The 23,206-nt window shown below is 53.2% G+C and carries 23 protein-coding genes; 12 read left to right on the plus strand and 11 right to left on the minus strand.

Annotated elements, in window-relative coordinates:
- Positions 1-46 precede the first annotated feature (46 nt).
- The 4 genes from BZG73_RS08450 to BZG73_RS08465 all read left to right on the plus strand — a co-directional run bounded on the left by BZG73_RS08450 (position 47) and on the right by BZG73_RS08465 (position 4,498).
- Positions 47-1,600: an ABC transporter substrate-binding protein gene (locus tag BZG73_RS08450; RefSeq protein ID WP_046074480.1), complete on the plus strand. Its 1,554-nt coding sequence runs from the start codon at positions 47-49 to the stop codon at positions 1,598-1,600.
- 60 nt (positions 1,601-1,660) lie between these two features.
- Positions 1,661-2,638 carry an ABC transporter permease gene (locus BZG73_RS08455; RefSeq protein WP_046074479.1) on the plus strand — a complete coding sequence of 326 codons (978 nt, stop codon included), beginning with the start codon at positions 1,661-1,663 and terminating at the stop codon, positions 2,636-2,638.
- A gap of 3 nt (positions 2,639-2,641) precedes the next feature.
- Positions 2,642-3,580: an ABC transporter permease gene (locus BZG73_RS08460; protein ID WP_077579522.1), complete on the plus strand. Its 939-nt coding sequence runs from the start codon at positions 2,642-2,644 to the stop codon at positions 3,578-3,580.
- Positions 3,581-3,703: 123 nt separating this feature from the next.
- Positions 3,704-4,498, plus strand: coding sequence for an SPOR domain-containing protein (locus BZG73_RS08465; RefSeq protein WP_046074477.1), 795 nt, complete (start codon positions 3,704-3,706; stop codon positions 4,496-4,498).
- A 93-nt stretch (positions 4,499-4,591) separates the two neighbouring features.
- Here BZG73_RS08465 and BZG73_RS08470 read toward each other — a convergent pair whose 3' ends face one another.
- From BZG73_RS08470 to hemC, 4 genes are read right to left on the minus strand one after another with little or no spacing between them, the layout of a single operon-like run.
- Positions 4,592-5,788, minus strand: coding sequence for a heme biosynthesis HemY N-terminal domain-containing protein (locus BZG73_RS08470; RefSeq protein WP_077668091.1), 1,197 nt, complete (start codon positions 5,786-5,788; stop codon positions 4,592-4,594).
- Positions 5,785-6,915 carry a uroporphyrinogen-III C-methyltransferase gene (locus tag BZG73_RS08475; protein WP_077668092.1) on the minus strand — a complete coding sequence of 377 codons (1,131 nt, stop codon included), beginning with the start codon at positions 6,913-6,915 and terminating at the stop codon, positions 5,785-5,787. The genes BZG73_RS08470 and BZG73_RS08475 overlap by 4 nt, the downstream gene beginning before the upstream one ends.
- Positions 6,908-7,672: a uroporphyrinogen-III synthase gene (locus BZG73_RS08480; protein ID WP_077668093.1), complete on the minus strand. Its 765-nt coding sequence runs from the start codon at positions 7,670-7,672 to the stop codon at positions 6,908-6,910. The genes BZG73_RS08475 and BZG73_RS08480 overlap by 8 nt, the downstream gene beginning before the upstream one ends.
- Positions 7,669-8,604 carry a hydroxymethylbilane synthase gene (gene hemC / locus BZG73_RS08485; RefSeq protein WP_077668094.1) on the minus strand — a complete coding sequence of 312 codons (936 nt, stop codon included), beginning with the start codon at positions 8,602-8,604 and terminating at the stop codon, positions 7,669-7,671. Before hemC ends, BZG73_RS08480 begins: the two co-directional genes overlap by 4 nt.
- 389 nt (positions 8,605-8,993) lie before the next feature.
- Here hemC and BZG73_RS08490 point away from each other — a divergent pair, with 389 nt between their 5' ends.
- Positions 8,994-11,579: a class I adenylate cyclase gene (locus BZG73_RS08490; protein ID WP_077579519.1), complete on the plus strand. Its 2,586-nt coding sequence runs from the start codon at positions 8,994-8,996 to the stop codon at positions 11,577-11,579.
- A 42-nt stretch (positions 11,580-11,621) separates the two neighbouring features.
- On the opposite strand, the gene cyaY is transcribed toward BZG73_RS08490, so the two are convergent.
- Complete coding sequence (gene cyaY / locus BZG73_RS08495) at positions 11,622-11,933, minus strand: iron donor protein CyaY (RefSeq protein WP_046074472.1); 312 nt, start codon at positions 11,931-11,933, stop codon at positions 11,622-11,624.
- Positions 11,934-12,010: 77 nt separating this feature from the next.
- Between cyaY and lptM the strand changes: the two genes are divergently transcribed.
- The 6 genes from lptM to BZG73_RS08525 are packed head-to-tail and all read left to right on the plus strand — an operon-like array spanning position 12,011 to position 16,625.
- Complete coding sequence (gene lptM, locus BZG73_RS15960) at positions 12,011-12,121, plus strand: LPS translocon maturation chaperone LptM (protein ID WP_046074471.1); 111 nt, start codon at positions 12,011-12,013, stop codon at positions 12,119-12,121.
- A 24-nt stretch (positions 12,122-12,145) separates the two neighbouring features.
- Positions 12,146-13,399 carry a diaminopimelate decarboxylase gene (gene lysA, locus BZG73_RS08505; protein ID WP_077668095.1) on the plus strand — a complete coding sequence of 418 codons (1,254 nt, stop codon included), beginning with the start codon at positions 12,146-12,148 and terminating at the stop codon, positions 13,397-13,399.
- 8 nt (positions 13,400-13,407) lie between these two features.
- Positions 13,408-14,238 (plus strand): diaminopimelate epimerase, encoded by an 831-nt coding sequence (gene dapF, locus BZG73_RS08510; protein ID WP_077668096.1) that lies wholly within the window; start codon positions 13,408-13,410, stop codon positions 14,236-14,238.
- Positions 14,235-14,927 (plus strand): DUF484 family protein, encoded by a 693-nt coding sequence (locus BZG73_RS08515; RefSeq protein WP_077666769.1) that lies wholly within the window; start codon positions 14,235-14,237, stop codon positions 14,925-14,927. The genes dapF and BZG73_RS08515 overlap by 4 nt, the downstream gene beginning before the upstream one ends.
- Entirely contained in the window at positions 14,924-15,895 is a 972-nt protein-coding gene (gene xerC / locus BZG73_RS08520) for a tyrosine recombinase XerC (protein WP_077668097.1), read from the plus strand. Before BZG73_RS08515 ends, xerC begins: the two co-directional genes overlap by 4 nt.
- A 1-nt stretch (position 15,896) precedes the next feature.
- Positions 15,897-16,625 (plus strand): HAD-IA family hydrolase, encoded by a 729-nt coding sequence (locus BZG73_RS08525; protein WP_158075287.1) that lies wholly within the window; start codon positions 15,897-15,899, stop codon positions 16,623-16,625.
- Here BZG73_RS08525 and BZG73_RS08530 read toward each other — a convergent pair.
- The 4 genes from BZG73_RS08530 to BZG73_RS08545 are packed head-to-tail and all read right to left on the minus strand — an operon-like array spanning position 16,622 to position 18,960.
- Positions 16,622-17,065, minus strand: coding sequence for a DoxX family protein (locus BZG73_RS08530; protein ID WP_077668099.1), 444 nt, complete (start codon positions 17,063-17,065; stop codon positions 16,622-16,624). The genes BZG73_RS08525 and BZG73_RS08530 overlap by 4 nt on opposite strands.
- Positions 17,066-17,068: 3 nt before the next feature.
- Positions 17,069-17,809: an HvfC/BufC N-terminal domain-containing protein gene (locus tag BZG73_RS08535; RefSeq protein WP_077668100.1), complete on the minus strand. Its 741-nt coding sequence runs from the start codon at positions 17,807-17,809 to the stop codon at positions 17,069-17,071.
- A complete protein-coding gene (gene bufB / locus BZG73_RS08540) occupies positions 17,806-18,645 on the minus strand; it encodes an MNIO family bufferin maturase (protein ID WP_077668101.1) in 840 nt (279 codons plus the stop codon). Before bufB ends, BZG73_RS08535 begins: the two co-directional genes overlap by 4 nt.
- A gap of 54 nt (positions 18,646-18,699) precedes the next feature.
- Positions 18,700-18,960: a BufA1 family periplasmic bufferin-type metallophore gene (locus tag BZG73_RS08545; protein WP_046074463.1), complete on the minus strand. Its 261-nt coding sequence runs from the start codon at positions 18,958-18,960 to the stop codon at positions 18,700-18,702.
- Positions 18,961-19,201: 241 nt separating this feature from the next.
- Between BZG73_RS08545 and uvrD the strand changes: the two genes are divergently transcribed.
- Entirely contained in the window at positions 19,202-21,382 is a 2,181-nt protein-coding gene (gene uvrD, locus BZG73_RS08550; RefSeq protein WP_077668102.1) for a DNA helicase II, read from the plus strand.
- Between the two features lie 86 nt (positions 21,383-21,468).
- Here the strand turns inward: uvrD and BZG73_RS08555 are convergent, their stop codons facing one another.
- Positions 21,469-22,113 carry a LysE family translocator gene (locus tag BZG73_RS08555; protein WP_077668103.1) on the minus strand — a complete coding sequence of 215 codons (645 nt, stop codon included), beginning with the start codon at positions 22,111-22,113 and terminating at the stop codon, positions 21,469-21,471.
- The gene (gene rarD / locus BZG73_RS08560; RefSeq protein WP_046074498.1) at positions 22,110-23,042 is read right to left on the minus strand and encodes an EamA family transporter RarD; all 933 of its coding nucleotides are present in this window, start codon (positions 23,040-23,042) and stop codon (positions 22,110-22,112) included. The genes BZG73_RS08555 and rarD overlap by 4 nt, the downstream gene beginning before the upstream one ends.
- Positions 23,043-23,206 lie beyond the last annotated feature (164 nt).

Raw genomic sequence — 23,206 nt, forward strand, 5'->3', positions numbered from 1 at the left:
TGCAAACACAGCAGGGGGCAACCCCTACGCATAAAGGAGCTATGCAATGAAAACAATGAAGAGCAAGATTGCCGTGGCGCTTATGGCCGCCGGCCTGAGCGTTAGTGCCGCGGCTGCAGATATCACCGTCGCGTATGATGCGGATCCGGTTTCACTGGACCCTCATGAGCAGCTTTCCGGTGGTACGCTACAGCTATCACACATGGTCTTCGACCCCTTGGTCCGCTTTACCCAAGAGATGGACTTTGAGCCTCGCCTCGCCACGTCTTGGGAGCGTATCGATAATGAAACCGTGCGTTTCAATCTTCGCGAAGGCGTGACGTTCCATTCCGGAAACGCGTTTACTGCCGACGATGTGGTGTGGACCTTTGATCGTTTGAAATCATCCCCCGACTTTAAAGGGATTTTCACCCCAATCGTTGATATCAAAAAAGTCGACGAGCACACGGTGGATGTGGTGACGGACGGTACCTACCCGCTGGTAGAAAACGTCATGACCTACGTGTTCCCGATGGACAGCAAGTTCTACAGTGGTGAGACAGAAGACGGCCGTGATAAATCTGAGCTGAAGAAAAATGGCTCAACCTATGCGTCGACACACCTGTCAGGCACCGGGCCGTATGTGGTTGACGAACGTGAACAAGGCGTGGTTGTCGAGTTTGACCGTAATGAGAATTACTGGGACAAAGACAGCGAAGGCAATGTGGATAACATCACGCTGCGTCCGATCAAAGAAGATGCCACCCGCGTCGCGGCGCTGCTGTCTGGTGATGTCGACATGATTGCGCCTGTTTCTCCTAACGACTATCGCCGTATCGAACGTGCCGACGAGCTGCAATTGGTGACCATGCCAGGGACGCGGGTCATCACCTTCCAAATGAACCAGAGTGTGGTGGATGAGTTTAAAGATCCACGTGTTCGCCAAGCGGTGGCTTATGCGGTCAACAACGAAGGTATCGCGCAGAAGATCATGAAAGGGGCGGCCACGCCCGCGAGCCAGCAAAGCCCAGTCGGGTATGCAGGCTATAATCCTGATCTCGAGCCACGTTATGACCTGGCGAAAGCGAAAAAACTGATGGAAGAGGCCGGTTACCCAGATGGTTTCTCAATCACCATGATTGCCCCTAACAACCGTTACGTGAACGATGAAAAAATCGCTCAAGCGGTGGCGGCAATGATGGCGAAAATTGGTATCAAGGTTGACTTGCAAACCATGCCAAAAGCGCAGTACTGGCCTGAGTTTGATAAGTGCGAAGCGGGCATGCAGATGATCGGTTGGCACCCAGATACAGAAGATTCTGCCAACTTCACCGAGTTCCTCACCATGACACGTGATGCGGACACCGGTAAGGGTCAGTATAACTGTGGCCACTACTCGAACAGCGAAGTGGATAAGCTGGTGATGGAAGCCAACTCAGAAACGGATCTGGAAAAGCGTAGTGCGATGCTGCAAAAGGTCGAGAAGATCCTGTATGACGAAGCGGCTTTCTTACCTCTGCACTGGCAAGATCCATCATGGGCAGCCAAAAATAACGTTAACATCGAGCCGATCGTTAACGGTATGAACTTCCCTTACTTCGGCGATCTAGTGGTCGAGTAATGGACTAAAACAGGGCCCCAACCGCTGGGGCCCTGATTATCCAATCGCTTAGAGGCACACATGGTAACGTTTTTAGTCAAACGTCTGGTACAGGCACTGATTGTGATGTTTGTCATCAGTCTGGTGGCGTTTGCTATCCAAGACAACCTCGGCGACCCCTTGCGGGAGCTGGTGGGGCAATCAGTATCAGAAGCGGAGCGTGATGCGCTGCGTGATGAAATGGGGCTTAACGATCCCTTCTTAACCAAATATACCCGCTTTGTAGGCAAGGCCCTACAAGGGGATTTAGGCAATTCTTATTTCTTTAAGCGTCCAGTCGTGGACGTCATTTTAGATAAATTGGTGGCAACGCTAGAACTCGTGGCGGGGGCGGCACTGATCATTGTCGTGGTGTCGATTCCACTCGGGGTGTACTCGGCGATTCACCCCAATAGCATGCTCACCAAGATAATCATGGGCTTTAGTATCGTGGGTATCTCGATACCTGTCTTCTTGACCGCGATTATGCTCATGTATGTCTTCTCGATTGAGTTGGGCTGGCTGCCTTCTTATGGGCGTGGAGAAACGGCCAATTGGCTTGGCTGGGAGTCCGGCTTTTTCACCCTGGATGGCTTAGCGCATTTGGTGCTGCCCTCCGTGTCGCTGGCATCCATCATGCTACCTTTGTTCATTCGCTTGGTGCGCTCTGAAATGCTGGAAGCCTTGGGAACCGAGTATGTGAAATTTGCACGTGCTAAAGGGCTGCCCGAAAACAAGGTTTATTATCAGCATGCGCTGAAGAACACCATGCTGCCGGTGGTAACGGTTGGTGGTGTGCAAATCGGTACCATGATTGCGTATACCATTTTGACCGAGACCGTCTTTCAGTGGCCGGGGACGGGCTTTTTGTTCCTTGAAGCGATTAACCGTGTAGATACACCGTTGATTACCGCTTACGTGATTTTCGTCGGGCTGATCTTTGTGGTGACCAACACCATTGTCGATCTGCTGTATGGCTTGATTAACCCAACGGTTAACTTAACCGGCAAGGAGGCGTAAGCGATGACACAAGCGAATACAACACCAAGCCGTTGGCAGCGCTTCTTGGACTCTGACTTCTTCTACCACTTTAAGCGTGACAAGGTGGCGATCGCTAGCTTCACCATTTTCATGGTGTTCTTATTGCTCGCGGTCTTTGCGCCCTTAGTGTCCCCAACCAATCCCTATGATTTAATGGCGATTGATATTATGGACTCTGAGCTCCCCCCTGTCTGGATGGAGTGGAGCGATCCGCGCTTTTTGCTCGGCACGGATAACCAAGGGCGAGATATTTTGTCGACCATTATTTATGGTTTGCGGATCTCTTTGACCATAGGTTTGTGTGCCGTCGGCCTGCAGTTGATTCTGGGGACGGTGATTGGTCTGAGTGCCGGCTATTTTGGTGGCCGCATTGATAGCTTTTTTATGCGTATCGCCGATATCCAGCTGTCTTTCTCGACCATGATGGTCGCTATTATTGTCTCAGCGATTTTTAAAGCCAGCTTTGGCAGTGAGTTTTATAGCCAATACGCGATTTTAATGCTGGTGGTGATTATCGGGATTGCCGAGTGGCCACAGTATGCGCGGACCATTCGTGCCTCTGTCCTGGCAGAAAAGAAAAAAGAATATGTGGAAGCAGCGCGAGTGATGGGTTTCCGCTCGCCACGGATCATGTTCCGTCATATTCTTCCCAACTGCTTGTCGCCCATCTTGGTGATTTCAACCGTGCAGGTTGCCAATGCGATTATGTCTGAGGCGGCACTGTCTTTCTTGGGGCTGGGGATGCCTGTCGATCAGCCATCACTGGGCTCATTGATCAGCATCGGTTTTAATTACATTTTCTCCGGCGCGTGGTGGATAACCGCCTTCCCAGGCATTGTGCTGGTTTTACTGGTGCTAGTGATCAATTTGCTCGGCGATTGGCTACGAGATGTTTTCAATCCCAAAATCTACAAAGGGTAAGGAAAATGGCTGCGTTCGCAGCCATTTTTTTTGATGGCTGTCTGACAGCTTGGTGATCCCTTGCTTGAGTCAATGTGTGACTTTGCTTAAGCTGAGCAGATTAGATTATCAAGGGAGCGACTCATGGGGCGGTGGCGAGGTTTGGCTGTCAGTGTGGTAGCAATGTGGGCAATTAGTGCGCCAGTGCGCGCAGAACAGAACCCTTGCGCCATTATCGACCGCCAACAAGGCTGGCCAATCATTGGCGAGACATGTGATATCGGACAAGGGTTGTGGGGCAATCAATCTCCGGATCCGCAGAGCACGGCGTTTTGGGTGCAATGCGGCGCCACGCAAGGCGTGCCATCACGCCAATTCTATCAGTCTCTGCGTCAAGGCTTACCGGACTTGCCGTTTCAAGTGCAGGTGCGTGAGGGCCGAGGACGTTGCTTAATTGGTCCGTATCCTAACCTAGACGTGGCTCAGTTGGTGCTAAAACGGGTTCGTCAATTTGGGCCAACCAAGCAGGCGGTATTAAGACAAACCCGTCAGCCATTGTCGCAACCGGCCGTGATCCGCTTACCGCCGCTGTCTCAAACCCAATCGACTTCGGGAGCTGAAAAGTCGGCGCCGATGGAAACGGCGATTACCTTGAGCCATTTTGGCTTACCAGAGCCAGAAGCTGGCGATAAGCAATACACCGAAAAATCCATGAGTTGGTTGCGTGTCCCTTATGCGCAGGCGGCACCCCGCTGTCAACGTGAAGGGATGGTGTTGGCCTCCCAGCAGGAATTGGTGCAAGTGGCGCAGGCGACAGATCAGCTCCCCATGCGCTTACCGTACTGGGTACAAGGCGCCAAGGGCGTAGATGCTCGAAGTGGCAAAGTGGTGACACGTAACGCCGATGCGGCGCTCAATGTCTTGTGTAAAAAGCGGTAGTTGCTATCCGCAATAATAAGGCGCCCCGCAGTGCGGGGCGTTTTTTCTCATTCGAAGGCAATTGACTGACTGCCTTTTCGGCTGGCGGAAATACTATGCCGCGGGAGGTTGTTCAGGCAGTGCTAACTTTAACGCTGTACGTGAGACATCACTCGCGGCTTTCCCCTGATCAAGCTTATCCAACACATCAGCCAAATACGCATAGTCGGTGACGTCGGCACGATACTCCAGGGCTTTCTCAAAGTGGCTGCGCGCATCTTGCCATTTTCCCGACTGCATAAGCAGTTGCCCAAGGGCGCTGTGAAGTACAGGGTTGCGGCTATCTTGCGTGAGCAACTCTTCCAGCATCACCACCGCGGGGTAGTTATCTGGCAAGTTTAGCGTCGGGATCAGGGCAATCAAGCGATCATCGGTGCGCTTTTTCAAGGCCTCGCGTAGCAGAATGTAGGCTTCTGAGTCGGCATTGCGCGCCGCCAGATGTTTGACTAACCCCGCTAAGAGTGAAGGCTGGTTGCGTTTGGCTTTAGGGAGTTGGTTCCAATGCGCCAGCAGTCCCTCGGTGCCTTGTTGACTGGCGACATGGGCCATTACACCTAGCTCAGCTCGCTCGTGTAGGGCATCAAATTGCTCATGATCAAGCAGTTGAGCCTTTTTCAAGGTGGGCAGAAGGTTAAGAAGCGCTGACCAATCTTCGAGGTGAATATAGGTGTCTTTTAGCAGCGCCAGCATCACCGGGTTGCGAGGATGCTGACGTTTAATCGCACGCAACGAGGCCAAGGCTTCTTCGTGCTGACCACTTTGGCTATGGAGCTGCGCACGAGTCAGGGCGAGAGCTAAGCTATTGGCGTTAAGATCAGCAGCTTGCTGAAGGTATTGGTCGCGAGCCTGCAGGTTTTGTCGCTGTTGTGCCGCCTCCGCGGCAGCCAATAAGTTATGCATAGGCGCATCGCTGTGAGGCCGGGCTTTGGCGAGGAGTTTTTCGGCTTTTTTCCACTCCCCTTCGCGTAACTTAATTAAGCCAGTTTGGGTTTGTTGGCGCGCTTTGCGTTGCTTACGGCCGGATAACCAGCCTGTTGCGGTGCTGCTGATGGATAAAAGCTTTCTCAGTAGCCACTCCAGTGCCCATAATACCGCGATTAACATGCCAATCAGTACCAACAAGGTGGTAACACTCATTTCCAGTGTTTGTTCTGCCGCGGAGATCAAAACATAACCTTGCTGTCCGGCTAATTGAGGGCCAACCACCAGCCCTGCCGCCAGCACAAGGACGAGCAAAAGCAATCTAATCATGATTGGCCTCCTGTCAGCGGTGCAATGTCTCGACGCAGTCGGGTATTAATTTCATCACTGACTAGCGACTGGCTTTTCAGTTTTTGCGGCAGGTCGACGCCAATGGTTTGTTGGTTCAGCTCGTCAAGCTGCTCGACAAAGCGGCGAGTGGCATTGGCGTCTTGATTATAAAAGCGCAGTGTCCAGTCTTTTCCCATCTCTAGCGCTTCGTGATACAGGGTATCATTGCCTTCATACACGGCGCGCATCGCTTGATCGAGTTTGTTTTTTAAATTTTCTTGCAGGTAGTAGCTTTGGGTGGGTGATAACAAGGGCACCACGTTGCCGTCACGTTTGCGGTAGGTGACAAAGTTATCGACAAAGTCTTTGACTGAAGTGGTGAGATTACTTTTCCAGTCATTCACTGACTCAGAGACAATAGGCGTGTCCACCGCCTCGGCGTCGGGAATGACCGCGCTGGCAAGCGGAAGGTTTTCGACCCGCTGTTGCATGCTGGTCAAGCGCAGTACAATCCCATCTCTATCAACCCGTTTCACCGCCTTTAACGCGGTGATATCGTCAGCCATCGCCTGGCGAATCGGCATCAAGGACGGGTCGTTGAGCTGAGCAATGCGGTGATCGGCCGCTTCCATCAGGGCAGTGGCGCTTTGTGCATCTTGTTCGAGCCAAATTTTACGCCCAGCCATTCGGATCAGATAGTCAGCTTCTGCCAGTAACCAGTCATTGGGACGTCGGCCTTTCACTTCAGCGACGGCTTTTTGCAAGCTAGATAAACTGCTGTCCTGCTGGTTCAAACGTGTTTGAGTGGTGGCTTTCAGTTGCTCTCGCGCTTTTTCTGCCGCTTGCTTTTGTTGGTTAAGATCTTGTTCAAGGCGCGAGATATGAGATTGTTGCGCGGATACGGTGTTTTGCAACACGGTGGCTTGCTGGTGGCCATGATAAAATACCCAGCCACTGGAGCCGAGGGCTAATGCGATGGCGATAGCGCCGAGTAATATGCCGCCACGTCCCCCCGATGAGGTTTGGCTGGCTTTTTCAGGCGCCGGCGCATCTGTAGCGTGGGTCTTGGGTGAAGATGGCGTGGTGGCCTTGCTTTGTTTGGTGTCGGTATTTTTGTTGTCAGTCATCCGAAAGTCCCGTTTTACTTAACCTGAGCAGCGTGTTAACCAGTGCATCATTGGCCACGCTGTCAACGGTCGTAATCGTGTCAAAACCAAGCGCAGTGGCTTGATCTTGAATCCTTTTACTGGGCACCAGTATACGGCATTGGCGCAGCCAGTGCTGTCCGCTCAGTGTGATAAGTTGATCAAAGTAGGCTAATTGTTGGCCACTGGTGATAACGACTGTGTCGATAGCGTCATGCGGCCAGCTTACTACTTGCGATACTAAAGGCTCAATCGCCCATTGTCGCCGATAGGTCTCGCAATAGTGAACTTGTGCGCCTTGTGCTTGTAACGTTTGCCCCATCATATCGCGTCCACTCTCCCCGCGCAGAATCACCACTTGCGTCCCTGTCACGGCACTAAAAGGAGCAAGTGTAAGCATGCCTTCGCTGTCTTCACGGGTGGGGGTCAAGATAGGCTGCCCTGAGACGGCCTGCCACTCGTTGGCAGTGCGTTGTCCAACCGCGACGTAGTGACAGTCAACAGGCCACCCCCCGTTTTGGTGTTGCAAGGCTTGATGAGCAAATGCCACGGCGCGCGGGCTCACTGCGACCAAGATGCTACCGGAAGGCAGTGAGACGAGCAGACTGGCCAGAGACGGTAAGCCTCGCCCCGGCGTAAAACTGACCAGTGGACAGGGGATCGCCGCTAGCCCTTGCTGGGCGAGTAGGGCGACTAACTGACTGCAGTCTGGCTCGGGGCGAACAACAACAATGGTCATGCGTCGTCTTGGTAAAGTTTATCCAGGATTTGCCGCGCGCCTTGGGCGAGAAGTTGCTCTGCTAAATCGGTACCGAGCTGCTCACCTTTTTCCAAAGGCCCTGTCACTTCGGCGCGTAAAATGGTGGAGCCGTCGGGCTCGCCGACTAACGCACGTAGCCAGATTTTATCGCCTTGAATTTCTGAATAGCTGCCAATCGGCACCTGACAGCCGCCCTCGAGTCGGTTATTCATTGCTCGTTCACACAATACGCGCTCGGTGGTGCTGGCGTCAGACAAAGGCGCGAGTAAAGTGCGAATGCGCTCATCATCCAATCGGCATTCAATCCCCACGGCACCTTGGCCGACGGCAGGGAGAATGACTTCTGGTGGGATTTCGCTACGGATCCGCTCATTCAAGCCTAATCGTTTTAAGCCGGCGGCAGCGAGGACAATCGCATCGTACTGGCCGTCATCGAGTTTACCGAGGCGTGTCCCCACGTTGCCCCGTAATGTGTTAATGACCAGATCAGGACGACGCTCGCGCAATTGACACTCGCGGCGCAGGCTAGAGGTACCTACCACCGCGCCTTCAGGTAAGTCGTCAATGCTGTCGTAGTGATTGGAGACAAAGGCATCACGTGGGTCGCCGCGTTCACAAATCGTGACCAGCCCTAATCCTTCGGGGAATTCAACCGGGACATCTTTCATTGAGTGCACCGCAATGTCTGCGCGGCCGTCGAGCATGGCTTGTTCAAGCTCTTTAATAAACAAGCCTTTACCACCGATTTTCGCCAAAGGCGTGTCCAGAATCACGTCACCTTTCGTGACCATCGGCACCAGTTCAACCGATAGCCCCGGGTGAGAGCGCTCTAATGCGTCTTTAACAAATTCAGCTTGCCAGAGAGCCAAAGGGCTTTTGCGCGTGGCAATGCGTACAGGCGTTGAGTACATGGTTTGTTTTCCTTCTTGGTTCATAACACCCATCGTAACATTGGCGCTGGACGACTCGTAATCTCTGCCATGCGGTTTGGCGATTTATGACGGCGTTATGGTCATATAGGTGAAAAAATGTGATCGGTAGCGTATTATTTGCGCAAATAATGAGATCTGAAGGCGGCAATATGGCTGACTTACGACTAAGGTAGTAGAGCAAAAAAGTTGATATTGGTCTCAAAAAGCACCTATAGTGCGATGTTGATACCACCACACAGGCATCGGGGTTATTGGCTTTACCCGAGTTGTCGAGAGTGTTACATTGATCACGTTTTGTTATCTGCAATTGGGCGGATACGGTGAAGACAGTAACGTCGACCTGTTGACCGGGATGTCAACGAATCTGGATGATTGCCTTGCAAACATACGTAGAACAGCAAACTGAGCGCATAGAAGCGTTTAACCGCGTGAGAATGGATCGCGCGCGGTCCGCGATGAGCCGTCAGGCGCAAGCTATCTTTGATGTGCTGCCAGTGCTTTTACATCTAAATCACCCCGCATTACCCGGGTTTTGTGGCGACAGCGTGCCTTTCGGTATTGCTGATTACGCGCTCGATGAGACACAACGAGAGTTTGTCTCTGATTGCCTGATCCACTCAAACACCCGCTTCTCTTCTTTAACCGCCTGCGTGGAAGGTCGTGAGCGCCATCCGATCAAAGGCATGTATACCATGGGCAGTACCGGCTCGATGGGGCAAAGCCTCACCAGTGATCTCGATATTTGGGTGTGTATCGATGCCTCTGTAACGGCCGCTCAGCGCGATAAGCTTGATGCCAAATGCATGGCGATCTCGGAATGGGCGTTAAGCCAAGGGATAGAAGCCAATTTTTTTGTGGTTTGTGAGGGGCGCTTTCGTCATCATCTCTCCCAAGCGATGACCAGCGATAACTGTGGCACCAGCCAGCATTTCCTTTTGCTGGACGAGTTTTATCGCTCCTCTATGCGACTCGCCGGGCAAAAGCTGTTGTGGTACATGGTACCACCAGAGATGGAAGGCTGTTATGAAGAGTACGTCGACACACTGGTAGCTGAACATGGCCTTGACCGTCGTGATTGGGTCGATTTTGGCGGCCTGCCGACCATCCCGGCCGAAGAATATTTTGGCTCGAGTTTGTGGCAGCTGTATAAAAGCATTGATTCGCCGTATAAGTCGGTGCTCAAAGCGATTTTGCTCGAGGCGTACTCGTGGCAGTATCCCGGCACCCAGCTTTTGAGTGTGGATGGCAAACGCCGCTTCTATGCAGGCTGGGTCGATGTGTATCAATCTGATGCTTATTATCTGATGCTGGAAAAAGTCACCCGTTACTTGGAGTCGATTGGTGACACGCGCCGTTTAGATTTGGTTCGTCGTTGTTTTTACCTTAAAACCCATGAGAAATTGACCCAGTCCCCAGCGACTGGTTCGGTCGCTTGGCGCCGCGAAGTGCTGCGCTTATTGGCGCGTGAGTGGGGCTGGGATGAACAGGCATTGGCGTATCTCGATAATCGTCGCCATTGGAAAGTCGAGGAAGTACAGCACGCCCACAATGAATTGCTTGATGCTTTGATGCAAAGTTATCGGAACCTGATCCGCTTTGCGCGCCGTAACGACATTACATCCGCGATTAGCCCGCAAGACATCAGCATTCTCGCCCGCAAGCTCTACGCGGCATTTGAAGAGTTGCCGGGTAAAGTCACCTTGCTCAACCCGCAAATTTCGCCAGACTTACACGAACCGGATCTCACCTTTATTCAAGTACCGGAGGGGCGTACTAATGCGCCGGGATGGTATTTGTATAAGCACTCGCTTGATCCGGTCGATATCATCGGTCGCGCCCCACTTGAGCACAACAGCTACCTCTCCAAGCTGGTCGCTTGGGCATTTTTCAATGGGCTGCTAACAGAGTCTACACGCCTGGATACCGTGGTACGCGACGCCGATGTTGATATTGATACCTTGTATCAGCTGGTCAGTGATATTCGTAATACCTTCTCGCTCAACCCTCCACGTCCGACGCTGGATGCGTTGTCGAGCCCATGCGAAATCCGTCAGCTCGCCTTGTTTGTCAACCTGGAGCACGATCCAACATCAGCCTACAAAAAGCCGTCGATGCGCTTTGATTTTAAAAATAGCGATATTTTTAGCTATGGCCCTGAACAAACCTGCTTGGTGGGGAGTGTTGACCTCGTTTACCGCAACTCATGGAACGAAGTGCGCACGCTCAATTACCGTGGCGACGATGCCATTTTGGAAGCGCTAAAAACCATGTTGGGTAAAATGCACCAAGATGCGGTGCCGCCTGAGTCAGTCGATGTGTTCTGTTATTCGAGCAAAATGCGCGGTTTAATCCGAAACTTGGTTTACCAACTGGTGGCTGAGTGCATTGAATTACGTTTAAAGCCGGTTGAAAAAGAGAAGCGTCGTCGTTTTAAAGCCTTACGCATCGGCAAGCAAACTCATGGTTTGTTCTTTGAGCGTCGTGGTGTGTCAGTCCAGCGGTTGGAAAACTCGGTCGACTTTTATCGCTGTATTTCCACCAACAAGGTAAACGGCACGCCAGTGATGGTGGTGGATAATCCGCAGGATGTGCATCCGCCGGAAGTCGTGGATGCGTATGCCAGCGAGGGCTTAGTACAGTTTTTCTTTGAAGATTGTACCAATGGTTACAACCTCTATATTCTCGACGAGAACAATCGGGTGGAAGTGTATCGCCAGTGCAGCGGGGATAAAACCGAAATGGTACAGGGCGTAAACCGTTTTTATACCTCGTCCCACGACCGTTACAGCTACAGCGCGAATTTCATTAACTTTAATTTGCCGCAGTTTTATCAGATTGTCACCGATGACGGGGGCGACACCCAAGCCTTGCCCTTTAAATGTGATGGTCAGTGGCAGCCACCACGTCCGCCTTCTCAAGGCGGGTTTACCGGGCAAGTCGCATCATTTAAGTGAGCATAAGCGCCCGAGCCGCGGGCGCTTATGCGTGACCATGTATCACCAAGAAATAGGTTCGCCAGCGTGCTTGCTGCACTCTTGCTGAACTAAATCCATCAGGATCAAGCCGGTTTTGCTGCAGGTCCACTCGCCGTCTTTGAGGGCGAAGTGGAACCCACCACTTTTTGACGCCACCCAAATTTCTTGCATGGGCTCTTGGCGATTAATGATGATCTGGCTGCCATCATCGAACTCCAGCGTCATCACGTTGCCAACGCTCTCATAATCGATGTCGGCGCCTGAGTCATCGATACCTTCTTCAATGGCCTGCATTTGTAAATCGACCAACTGATGATATTCCGTTGTGTTCATCCCGTTACATCCTATTGCTTTTCATGGTTGTGATGCGATTATAGAGGGCATTGACTCGATAATCACTGGCATTCACTATGCGAAAACTCGTCATTTTACTGATGTTCACTGGCATCATGACACTGACCGGCTGTGGCCAACAAGGGCCCCTGTATTATCCGGACCAACAACCGACGCAAAATCAATAACCAACGACGACAGGGAAGAGCACCTTGGACTATTTCAATTATCAGGACGACGGCCAGCTGTGGGCTGAATCACTGCCCTTGACCCAACTGGCCCACGACCACGGCACGCCCTTGTACGTATACTCGCGTGCCACCTTTGAGCGCCATTGGCACGCGTTTGATCGCGCCGTGGGCGACCACCCGCATTTGGTGTGTTATGCCGTTAAAGCGAACGCCAATATTGGCGTATTAAATGTGCTGGCACGCTTGGGCTCAGGGTTTGATATTGTCTCTCAAGGTGAGCTTGAGCGCGTGCTCGTCGCCGGTGGTGATCCCGCGAAAGTGGTGTTTTCTGGCGTGGGCAAAACGGCCGCAGAGATGCGTCGTGCGCTGGAAGTAGGCATCAAGTGCTTCAACGTGGAATCACACTCTGAACTCGATCGCTTAAACCAAGTGGCGGGCGAGTTGGGTGTGCAAGCGCCGATATCGCTGCGTATTAACCCCGATGTGGATGCCAATACTCACCCTTATATTTCTACCGGGTTGAAAGACAATAAGTTTGGCATTGCCTTTGATCAAGCGCTGACGAGCTTCCGTTATGCGGCCAGCTTGCCACACCTTAAAGTCGAAGGTATTGATTGCCATATCGGCTCGCAGTTAACCGAGCTAGCGCCTTTTATTGAATCCACTGACCGTTTGCTGGCGCTGATTGATACTTTGGGCGATGAAGGCATTTCTATTCGCCATCTCGATGTGGGTGGCGGCTTAGGCGTGACCTACAGCGACGAGAAACCGCCGCAGCCATCGGAATATGCCAAAGCGCTGTTGGCGCGTTTGGACAATCATCGTCATCTTGAGCTGATTTTTGAGCCGGGCCGTGCGATTGCTGCCAATGCAGGGGTGTTGCTGACCAAGGTCGAATTCCTCAAGCACAGTGAGCACAAAAACTTTGCCATTATCGATGCGGGGATGAACGACTTAATTCGTCCGTCCCTGTATCAAGCCTATCAAGAGATCATCCCTGTGGTGCCGCGCGACGGTGAACCGCAAACCTATGATTTGGTTGGCCCGGTGTGTGAAACGGGTGACTACTTAGGTAAAAATCGCTCGCTGGTGTTAGAAGCAGGCGATTTGCTGGCGGTGCGCTCAGCCGGCGCGTATGGCTTTGTGATGGCGTCAAACTATAACTCACGCTGCCGTCCTGCCGAAGTGATGGTCGATGGCGACCAGGTACATCTTGTGCGCGAGCGCGAGAACTTGGCGTCGTTATGGCAGCTTGAACAGCGCCTACCAGAATAAGGATTGGCATGCAGGTACAGTTTGCAAAAATGCACGGGCTGGGCAACGACTTCATGGTGGTTGACTGTGTCACGCAAAACGCGTTCTTTTCGCCGGATCTGATTCGGCGTCTGGCTGATCGCCAGCGTGGCGTCGGGTTTGACCAGCTATTGGTCGTGGAGCCGCCTTACGATCCCGAGACGGACTTCCACTACCGCATTTTTAACCCTGACGCATCGGAAGTCTCGCAATGCGGAAACGGTGCGCGCTGCTTTGCGCGCTTTGTGCGAATGAAAGGCCTGACTAATAAGCATCAGATCAGCGTGAGCACCCAAGCGGGTAAAGTGCTGCTGCACATTGAAAACGACAACCAGGTGCGCGTGAACATGGGCGAGCCGGTCTTCACACCGGGGAAAATTCCGTTTCGTGCTAACTCACAAGAGAAAACCTACCTAATGCGGGTGGCAGAGCAGACCTTATTTGTTGGCGCCGTGAGCATGGGCAACCCGCATGTGGTGACCGTGGTTGAGGATGTCGACCACGCCGACGTGGACACCTTGGGGCCGTTACTTGAAAGTCACGAACGCTTCCCTGAGCGGGTCAATGCCGGCTTTATGCAGATCCTTTCCCGCAATGCGATTAAGCTTAGAGTGTACGAACGCGGTGCCGGCGAAACCCAAGCCTGTGGCAGTGGCGCGTGTGCCGCGGTTGCGGTCGGGATTATACAAGGCGTGCTTGATGAGCAAGTAACGGTGAGTTTACCCGGTGGAGATCTACGCATTCGCTGGCGCGGGCCGGGCCATCCCTTATCAATGACAGGCCCAGCGACACATGTATTTGATGGACAATTGCAATTATGAATGATGGGGTAGAAGCCTCGACTCTGGAAACCATGCCACTGAGCGACGAGGCGGTGGCGGCGTATTTAAAAGACAATCCAGACTTTTTTACTCGTCACCGCGATTTGCTGACGCAGCTGACCGTGCCACACGGTGAGCAAGGCGCGGTATCGCTGGTGGAAATTCAACTTAAGCGCCTGCGTGAGCGGGTGGCGGAGTTGGAAGAAGACATTACCCAGCTGATGAGCCTGGGGGCGAAAAACGATGCCCTTTTCCGTGCTTTTGCTGAAGCGCATCAGGCACTGTTGCGTGCTAACACGCCACAGTCGGTGCAAGCGGCGTTAACGGCACTTAGCGAGCAACTGCAACTCACCGTTAGCTTGCGGGTGTATGCGCCTATCGACGGGCTGCAGACCATGTCGCGTCAGGCGGTGGATCAATTAAAAAGCCATCATTTTGCTGGTCGTCGTTGCTATCTTGGGCGCTTACGCCGTGTGGATGCGGAAGCGGTGATGGCAACGCCACCGGAGCTAGGCTCTTTTGCGCTGGTACCGATTAAAGGGGAAGGCAAAGAGTGGGGACTGTTGAGCTTTGCGAGCGCAGATGGCGGGCACTTTCAGCCAGACATGGACACCCTTTTTATCGAACAGCTGGCCTCGCACTTGGCCATATTATGCAGCCAATGGGCGAAAAAGGGTGAGCGTCAGTGACAGCGGTAACGCCTGACCAAGCTGCTCCCCGTTCACTGACGGTCCCGCTCGACCGCTTTTATCAATATCAGCTCAGCGAACGGGGCCTTAGTGCCCATACGCAACGCAATTATCAGCGCCAGTTAGATAAGATTGTCGACTTTCTGACCGCGCGGGGTATCGCCCATTGGCAAGACGTGGATGCGGATTGGGTGCGACAAATTTCGAGCCAAGCCAAACGCGATGGCCTTAAACCGGGCAGTATTGCGTTGCGGCTGTCCGCACTGCGCAGCTTTTTCGACTACCTCGTTCTCACCGAGCAGCTCGCGGCTAATCCGGCCAAAGGGGTCGCCGCGCCTAAGCAAGGGCGTCAGTTGCCGAAAAACCTTGATGTGGATGAAATGAATCAACTGCTCGAGGTGGATCAAGACGACCCGCTGTCGGTGCGTGATCGGGCGATGATGGAGCTGATGTATGGCGCAGGATTGCGTTTAGCCGAGCTGGTTGATTTAAACGTGCGTGATGTCTCGGTACGTAAAGGGGATTTGCGTGTCACCGGTAAAGGGGAAAAAGAGCGCATCGTGCCTTTTTCCGGCATGGCCAAAACCTGGGTAATGAACTGGCTGAAAGTGCGTAACCAGCTCCTCAAAGGGCCAGAAGAGGCGCTATTTATCTCTAAACTTGGCCAGCGAATTTCGCACCGTAGCGTGCAAAAACGTATGGCGGAGTGGGGACAAAAGCAGGCGGTGAATAGCCACATTAATCCTCACAAACTGCGTCATAGTTTTGCCACTCACATGCTGGAGTCGTCCGGGGATTTGCGCGCAGTGCAAGAGCTTCTCGGCCATGCCGATTTAAGTACCACACAAATCTATACCCATTTGGACTTTCAACACTTGGCGAAAGTGTATGACGCGGCGCATCCCCGTGCCCGCAGCACAGAGGCTAGCAAACCTCGTGCAGGTAAAAAAAACAACTCGGAGTCGTGATATGAAATTTTATCGTCGCTTAAACGCGTTTGATGCGGTGAGTTTTGACTTGGATGATACCTTGTACGATAACTGGCCGGTGATCGCACGTGCGGAGGCGGCGCTAAACGACTACTTGGGCGAGCACTGCCCGCCGCTCGCCGCGCTTGATAAAGCGACCCTTGCGGGATTTCGCCGCCAAGCCCGTGATGAGAACCCTGCCCAACGCTTTGATGTTACCGCGATGCGGGTTGCCCAGCTGACGCTTGCCGGTGAACATGTTGGTTTAACCGCGGAGAAGGCGCGCGCACAAGCCCAAGCGGCGACCACCCTCTTTTGCGGATATCGCAGTGATTTTACCCCGCCGGCGCAAAGTTTGGCTTACTTAAAAGCCTGGTCCGAGAAACTGCCATTGGTGGCCATCACCAACGGTAACGTCGACACCGATGCGATTGGCCTGACGCCGTTTTTCCAGCATATTTTCCGTGCCGGTGAACACGGGGCGGCCAAGCCGAGTCCAGAGATGTTTGATAAAGCTGCGCAGGCCTTAGGCATCGCCCCGGCGCGTATTTTACATGTGGGCGATCACTTAAGTTCGGATGTAGCTGGCGCGCGCCAAGCGGGCATGCAAGCATGTTGGATCCGCCCAGAGCGCCAATCCCCCATGATGCATAAAGGACGCACCTTACCGGATGTGGCGATCGACGATTTATCTGAGCTCGATACCCTTATTCAGCAACGGCACCGCTAATGGGTGCCGCTTGGTTTGCGGGCTAGCCAGTTATCGAGGTTAAGCCACCCCGGCCCCCACACACTGACCACCAACAAGATCACGCCCCACATTATGTGGTCATCATAGCCACGCTCCCATAGCAGTGGATAGGAGGCGACCGCGACGATGTTGAACACAAATAACGCCAACGTCATTGGCCGTGCGAGCAGGCCCAAAGCAACAAATATCGGCAAAATCAGCTCCGCCGCGGTCCCTAAATAAGCGGCCAGCTGCCACGGCAGCAACGGCACTTGATACTCATACTCGAACAGGTATAGGGTGCTGTCCCAATTTTGGTATTTGATCAGCCCGGATTGAAAAAAAATCCACGCTACATAGACGCGACCCACCAGAAGAAGTAGCGGTTGCAGTGGGGTAAGCGCGCGGGCGAAGGTGTGATTGATTGTGGTTAGCCACATGGCTTACTCCTTAGCATTGCAGGCAGTCGTTGGGGTGGTAAATGCATTCATGGCCGCGAGCTCAGACACACACGCCAGTTGCGTCTCTGACAGGGCGCCTAATGGAGTGTGTGGGCAGGCGTTGAGCACACTGACATGATGGGTATTGAGCGCGTACCAATGCACCTTGTCTTGGTTAGCAACCAGTAATAAAGCTTGCGGCTTCTCGACCACCAAGCCTTCGAACTGCTCCGTGGCGATCGCTTGCCACACGTCACTGACTGCGTAGTCGCTTTCAAATAGACGCGCTTGATGGTTGAGCGGTAAACAAACCTGCGCTTGTTGCTCAGGGCTTAGCGACGCGAGCGCGCTGCCTTCAAACGCCGGAGAGGGAGGGGTGAGAGTGAGCACCACTTGCGCCCACTCAAAACGGGCAAGTTCGGCGCAACAAGGCACGGGCTCGATAATATTGGGCAGGGCGCGCAAGGTCGCATCGAACTGTGCGCCATAGTCTTCCATCACCCCGGTTTGCGGGGGATGCACCATCGCATGATGACGCGCTACCGCATCAAAACACGCCTCACCCAGTAGTGCACAGGTCTTGGGATACACGCATTTTAGCGTGTCAGTGAGGGTGACCACATAATGGTTGCGATAAATCTGCAATCGCTTGTCAGCGGCAACGCGACCATCTTTTATCGGCAGCGGCTGAGGGTCATCTCGCAATGTGGCAGCAAAGGCCTGCTGCAAGGTTGCCAGCGTCATACCGCCTCCTTATGTCGAGCCAGTCGGTGGTGGGCTTTGGCCGCTTCTGCTAACAATCGCTCGGGTGCGGGCAAGTCGCTATCCCACTCAATGAGGGTGTGGCGAGGGCCGTGGCGGTCAATCCACTGTTGATAGAGCGTCCATACTGCCTCGCTAACCGGCTGGTTATGGGTGTCTATCCAAATTTCTCCTGCGGGGGTGTGTTTGACGGTAAACCCAGCAAGGTGAATTTCTTTCACCGCATGGGCGGGAATCGCGTCAAGGTAGGTGCTGGCGATGAAATCATGGTTAAACGCGCTGACATGAACGTTATTTAAATCGAGCAGTAAATCGCAGCCCGTGCGAGCGTGTACTTCGGCGAGAAAGTCCCATTCGTGGTAGTCACCCTGAGCAAAGCTTAAATAGCTCGATGGGTTCTCAATCAGCAGAGGACGCTGCAGCGCGTCTTGAACCTGTTGCACATTGGTGCAAAACACCCGCAATGCCTGCTCGGTGTAAGGGAGGGGGAGTAAATCGTGAAAGTGCTGCCCGTCTATCCGGCTCCAACTTAAATGGTCAGACACAAACAGTGGCTCGACGTGTTTGACCAGTGTACACAATTTGTCTAAATGTGCCCGATCAAGCGGCTCGTCGCTCCCCAGCGACAGCCCCACGCCATGACAGCTGATGGCGTAATCCTCACGTAACCGCATCAGGGTTGAGAAGGCAGGACGGTGGGGACGGAAATAGTTTTCACTGTGAATTTCTAACCAGCCAAGCTTTGGGCGATATTGGTCGAAGTAGGCGAGATGTGGTTGTCTGAGCCCCACGCCGGTCAAAACGGTTGCCTCATCCATGGTTGCTCCTTGTGGTCAAATGACAAAGCCCGGGGTTAGCCCGGGCGCGCCATATCACGATGACGAGGTACTGCCGCCGGCTAAGCGATCGCACAAGCCTTTTGGTACCATCACAAACGCATCTTTTTGGCCGTCTTCGGTGGAGGTGCCCGCGCAGGAGCTGGTGTTGGTGGCGCAGTCATTTTGTCCGGCTTTGGCGACGCCATAGCATTTTTCTTTTTCTGCCGCATGGGCCGGTGCGCTAGTGAGTGTGGTCGCGCCTACGGCCAGCAATCCTGTCACAGCGGCGGCAACCGCTAGGTTAGTATGTTTCATCATGCTTCCTCTTCTTGTTCCGTGTTGGTGTTATCAGCCCACTGATTGGTGGTGGGCATATAAACCAAGATAGGAAAACACTGCGCAATCTTTCACCACTTAAGCGATTTTTTGCGTGCTGGTGGCTAACCTGCTGAATTATTGTTTAAAAAAGTTGCGTCGGGATCGGGCGCGCAATTTAGTGGCGAGCTGGTATAATCGCTAACCAGTGTATAAATACCCAGTAAAATGGCAGGTGGCGATGGACGTATCAACTCTTCTTGACGGACTCAACGACAAACAGCGTGAAGCCGTGGCCGCGCCGCTCGGCAACCATTTGGTGTTGGCAGGTGCTGGCAGTGGTAAAACCCGGGTGCTGGTTCATCGTATGGCTTGGCTGATGCGGGTCGAAGAGGCATCGCCGTTCTCGGTGATGGCGGTCACCTTCACCAACAAAGCGGCAGCGGAAATGCGCGGTCGTATCGAGCAATTGATGCAAGGCACCGCCTCTGGCATGTGGTGTGGCACCTTCCACGGCATTTGCCATCGTATTCTCCGTGCCCACTATTTAGACGCCAACCTGCCACAAGACTTCCAAATTCTTGATTCAGACGATCAGCAGCGTTTGCTACGTCGGTTAATTAAAGCGCAAAACTTGGATGAAAAACACTGGCCCGCCAAGCAAGCGAGTTGGTATATCAATGGCAAAAAAGACGAAGGCTTGCGCCCCAAGCACATTGATACCCACCATGATCCGGTTGAAAGTACTTGGCTGCGGATTTATCAGGCTTATCAAGAAGCCTGTGATCGCGCCGGTTTGGTGGATTTTGCGGAGATCTTGCTGCGAACCTTAGAGTTATTGCGCGATAAAGCGGTGATCCGCGAACACTATCAAGCACGTTTCCAGCACATTTTGGTGGATGAGTTCCAAGATACCAACAACATCCAATATGCTTGGTTGCGCATGATGGCGGGCCAACAGGCGCATGTGATGATTGTGGGGGACGACGACCAATCCATTTACGGCTGGCGTGGCGCGAAAGTCGAAAATATTCAGCGTTTTCTGGATGATTTCACCACCCCGCAGACCATTCGTTTGGAGCAAAACTACCGCTCAACCAGTACGATTTTGCAAGCGGCGAACACCCTGATTGAAAACAATGCCGACCGGATGGGCAAAAGCCTGTGGACCGAGGGCAAAGAGGGTGAGCCCATCTCTGTGTATGCCGGTTTTAATGAGCTGGATGAAGCGCGTTTTGTGGTCGGGAAAATCAAAACCTGGCAAGACGAAGGCGGCGCGCTCACCGACAGCGCGATTTTATACCGCAACAACGCCCAATCTCGGGTGCTGGAAGAAGCCTTAATTCAAGCCGGTCTCCCTTATCGTATCTACGGCGGCATGCGCTTTTTCGAACGTCAGGAAATCAAAGATGCGCTGGCCTATTTACGTTTGATGGCGAATCGCAATGACGATGCGGCGTTTGAGCGGGTGGTAAACACGCCCACTCGGGGGATTGGTGATCGCACCCTTGAGACGCTTCGTGGCGCGGCGCGCGATCGTGGCCAAACCTTATGGCACACGGCCGAGCAAATCTTGGCAGAAAAAGCACTGGCAGGACGCGCAGCCAATGCGCTGGGCCGGTTTATCGAGCTGGTCAATGCGCTAGAAGATGACACCCGTGACATGGCACTGTATCAACAAACCGATGCGGTGATCCGTCACTCCGGCTTGCGCGCCATGTACGAGCAAGAAAAAGGTGAAAAAGCGCAAGCGCGTGTCGATAACTTGGAAGAGTTGGTGACGGCTACGCGCCAATTTACGCCTCCTGAAGAGGCGGAAGCGGAAGGGATGACACCGCTGTCGGCGTTCTTGGCCCATGCCGCCCTTGAGGCCGGTGAAGGCCAAGCGGACGAGTTTGATGATGCGGTCCAATTGATGACCTTACACAGTGCCAAAGGCCTCGAGTTCCCCTTAGTCTTTATGGTCGGGGTGGAAGAGGGCATGTTCCCCAGCCAGATGTCAGCCGAAGAAGCGGGCCGCTTAGAAGAAGAGCGTCGCCTTTGCTATGTCGGCATGACGCGAGCGATGGAAAAACTCTATCTGACCTACGCAGAAATGCGCCGTGTGTACGGCAAAGACATGTTCCATAAGATCTCGCGCTTTATTCGTGAGCTGCCCGAGGCCTGCTTGGAAGAAGTGCGGATGCGTGCCAATGTCTCACGCCCTGCCGCAAGCGGTGGCCGTTTTTCCAAAACGCAGACTCAGGAGAACTTTAACCAAACCGGGTTTAGTTTGGGTCAGCGGGTTCAACACCCTAAATTTGGTGAAGGCACCATCATCAACTTTGAAGGCAGTGGCGGACAAAGCCGCGTGCAAGTTGCCTTTAATGGGGAAGGGATTAAGTGGTTGGTGACTCAGTACGCCAAACTGGAAGCGCTTTAAGCTCGACCGGTTAACGCCAAATAACGCCCAGCCTCGGCTGGGCGTGTTGGTATTTATCCTATCACCTGCGCTTTTCGGCCTCGGTGTTAGCCGAACACGCCGGCTTGCCAAACGACCGCACCACCTAGCAGCAAAAACAACAGCGCACACAGGCCATCGATAACCGGGGCGACTTTGGTGAGCACTTGCTGTACGCGACTGCCTGATAGCAGCCAGGCAAGCGAAGAAAACCAGCCTAATGAGAGCAGAAACACCACCGCCACGGCCATGGCTTTGCCGCTGGCAGACATGCTCGCCGGCACCAAGGTACTCATCAACGAAATAAAAAACACCAAGGCTTTAGGGTTAAAAAGGTTGGTCAGCACCCCTTTCCAAAAGGCCTGTTTTTGGCCGCGTACCGCAGGCGCATCATTGGCGGTTTGCGCCGGTGCTGTGGTGGCGGCGAGCAAGCCTTTGATTGCGCTAAGGCCTAAATACATCAGCACACTGCCCCCCGCCACTTGCACCCACATAAAGAGTTGTGGGTGCTGATGCACCAACAGGCTGATGCCGGTAATGCTCAGTATTGTGTGCGCCAAAATACTGAGCGATAACCCCAGCGCAATCGCCAAGCCAGTGGCACGGCCATAACGGGTCGCATTTTGGAGCACCAAGGCAAAGTCGGGCCCGGGGCTGAGCAGCGCAACCATATGTACCCCCGCCAGCGTGGCGAGAATAGCGAACTCATTCATCCTGATTTTCCTGCTGACAAAGGCGTGGTCTCTATCTTGGCTTCTTGCTGTCGTTTCGCCCGATAGGCATCAAAGCTAAATATCGCCAAGGCGGCCCAGATAAAGGCAAAGGTGGTGGCTTTATCTGGGGTAAAGGGTTCGTCATACAAGCCGACGGCAAGTAAAAACATTAAGCTGGGGCCGATATATTGGAAAAAGCCCAATACCGTCAAGGGTAAGCGGGTGGCGGCGCCGGTAAAGCACAGTAAAGGCACCGTCGTGATCAAACCGGCAGCGGCCAGTAGCATATTCAGGCTGATGGGATTATCGAGCAGGTTGGCGCTGGGTGTATCGGCAAACTGCCACAGATAAATCAGCGCAACGGGCAAGAGTGTGCAGGTTTCCACAAACAAACCCGGCACCGCAGGGAGATTGATTTTTTTGCGCAGTAAGCCGTAAATCGCAAAACTGGTGGCCAGCACCAACGCAATCCAAGGCAGTGAACCAAAGGTGATCAGTTGTACTAATACCCCTACCAACGCTAGCGCGGCGGCAAGCCACTGTAGACGGCGGAAACGCTCACCAAGAAAGATCATCCCCAGCGCTACGTTCACCAGTGGATTAATGTAGTAGCCAAGGCTGGCATCTAGCATGCGGTTATTGACAATCGCCCAGATAAAAATCAGCCAATTACAGCCAATAAAGCAAGAGGTGAGCATCAACATCAACAGCTTTTTCGGCTCGCGGATAATCGGCTTGAGCTGATAAAAACGACGGGTGAAAAAAAGCAGTAATGCCAAAAAAACAAACGACCACAATACCCGGTGCGCTAAAATTTCCGGCGCCGGAATATGGTTGACCGTTTTAAAGTACATGGGGGCGATACCCCACATAATGTAGGCCGCAAGGGCCAATAACACGCCTTGGCGTGTACGTTTTGGATCAGGAATCACAGCGCAGTCTCGTTATAAGTGTCGGTCAGGGATGAACACGAACGTGTGCATGTTGCCTAGATGTAACAAGTTGTAAGGGCGGGCGCAAGCACCTTTCTCTGTGCTCAGGGTTTCATCGCTTACGGGGTGTCGGTAGAATGAGCGCCAGTTTGAGTAATGAG

Source organism: Salinivibrio siamensis, assembly GCF_001996005.1.
GTDB lineage: Bacteria > Pseudomonadota > Gammaproteobacteria > Enterobacterales > Vibrionaceae > Salinivibrio > Salinivibrio siamensis.

Excerpts from the sequence above, each read along its gene's own strand:
- BZG73_RS08450 (WP_046074480.1), top strand. The coding sequence starts at position 47 with ATGAAAACAATGAAGAGCAAGATTGCCGTGGCGCTTATGGCCGCCGGC.
- BZG73_RS08455 (WP_046074479.1), top strand. The coding sequence starts at position 1,661 with ATGGTAACGTTTTTAGTCAAACGTCTGGTACAGGCACTGATTGTGATG.
- BZG73_RS08460 (WP_077579522.1), top strand. The coding sequence starts at position 2,642 with ATGACACAAGCGAATACAACACCAAGCCGTTGGCAGCGCTTCTTGGAC.
- BZG73_RS08465 (WP_046074477.1), top strand. The coding sequence starts at position 3,704 with ATGGGGCGGTGGCGAGGTTTGGCTGTCAGTGTGGTAGCAATGTGGGCA.
- BZG73_RS08470 (WP_077668091.1), bottom strand. The coding sequence starts at position 5,788 with ATGATTAGATTGCTTTTGCTCGTCCTTGTGCTGGCGGCAGGGCTGGTG.
- BZG73_RS08475 (WP_077668092.1), bottom strand. The coding sequence starts at position 6,915 with ATGACTGACAACAAAAATACCGACACCAAACAAAGCAAGGCCACCACG.
- BZG73_RS08480 (WP_077668093.1), bottom strand. The coding sequence starts at position 7,672 with ATGACCATTGTTGTTGTTCGCCCCGAGCCAGACTGCAGTCAGTTAGTC.
- hemC (WP_077668094.1), bottom strand. The coding sequence starts at position 8,604 with ATGTACTCAACGCCTGTACGCATTGCCACGCGCAAAAGCCCTTTGGCT.
- BZG73_RS08490 (WP_077579519.1), top strand. The coding sequence starts at position 8,994 with ATGATTGCCTTGCAAACATACGTAGAACAGCAAACTGAGCGCATAGAA.
- cyaY (WP_046074472.1), bottom strand. The coding sequence starts at position 11,933 with ATGAACACAACGGAATATCATCAGTTGGTCGATTTACAAATGCAGGCC.
- lptM (WP_046074471.1), top strand. The coding sequence starts at position 12,011 with ATGCGAAAACTCGTCATTTTACTGATGTTCACTGGCATCATGACACTG.
- dapF (WP_077668096.1), top strand. The coding sequence starts at position 13,408 with ATGCAGGTACAGTTTGCAAAAATGCACGGGCTGGGCAACGACTTCATG.
- BZG73_RS08515 (WP_077666769.1), top strand. The coding sequence starts at position 14,235 with ATGAATGATGGGGTAGAAGCCTCGACTCTGGAAACCATGCCACTGAGC.
- BZG73_RS08525 (WP_158075287.1), top strand. The coding sequence starts at position 15,897 with ATGAAATTTTATCGTCGCTTAAACGCGTTTGATGCGGTGAGTTTTGAC.
- BZG73_RS08530 (WP_077668099.1), bottom strand. The coding sequence starts at position 17,065 with ATGTGGCTAACCACAATCAATCACACCTTCGCCCGCGCGCTTACCCCA.
- BZG73_RS08535 (WP_077668100.1), bottom strand. The coding sequence starts at position 17,809 with ATGACGCTGGCAACCTTGCAGCAGGCCTTTGCTGCCACATTGCGAGAT.
- bufB (WP_077668101.1), bottom strand. The coding sequence starts at position 18,645 with ATGGATGAGGCAACCGTTTTGACCGGCGTGGGGCTCAGACAACCACAT.
- BZG73_RS08545 (WP_046074463.1), bottom strand. The coding sequence starts at position 18,960 with ATGAAACATACTAACCTAGCGGTTGCCGCCGCTGTGACAGGATTGCTG.
- uvrD (WP_077668102.1), top strand. The coding sequence starts at position 19,202 with ATGGACGTATCAACTCTTCTTGACGGACTCAACGACAAACAGCGTGAA.
- BZG73_RS08555 (WP_077668103.1), bottom strand. The coding sequence starts at position 22,113 with ATGAATGAGTTCGCTATTCTCGCCACGCTGGCGGGGGTACATATGGTT.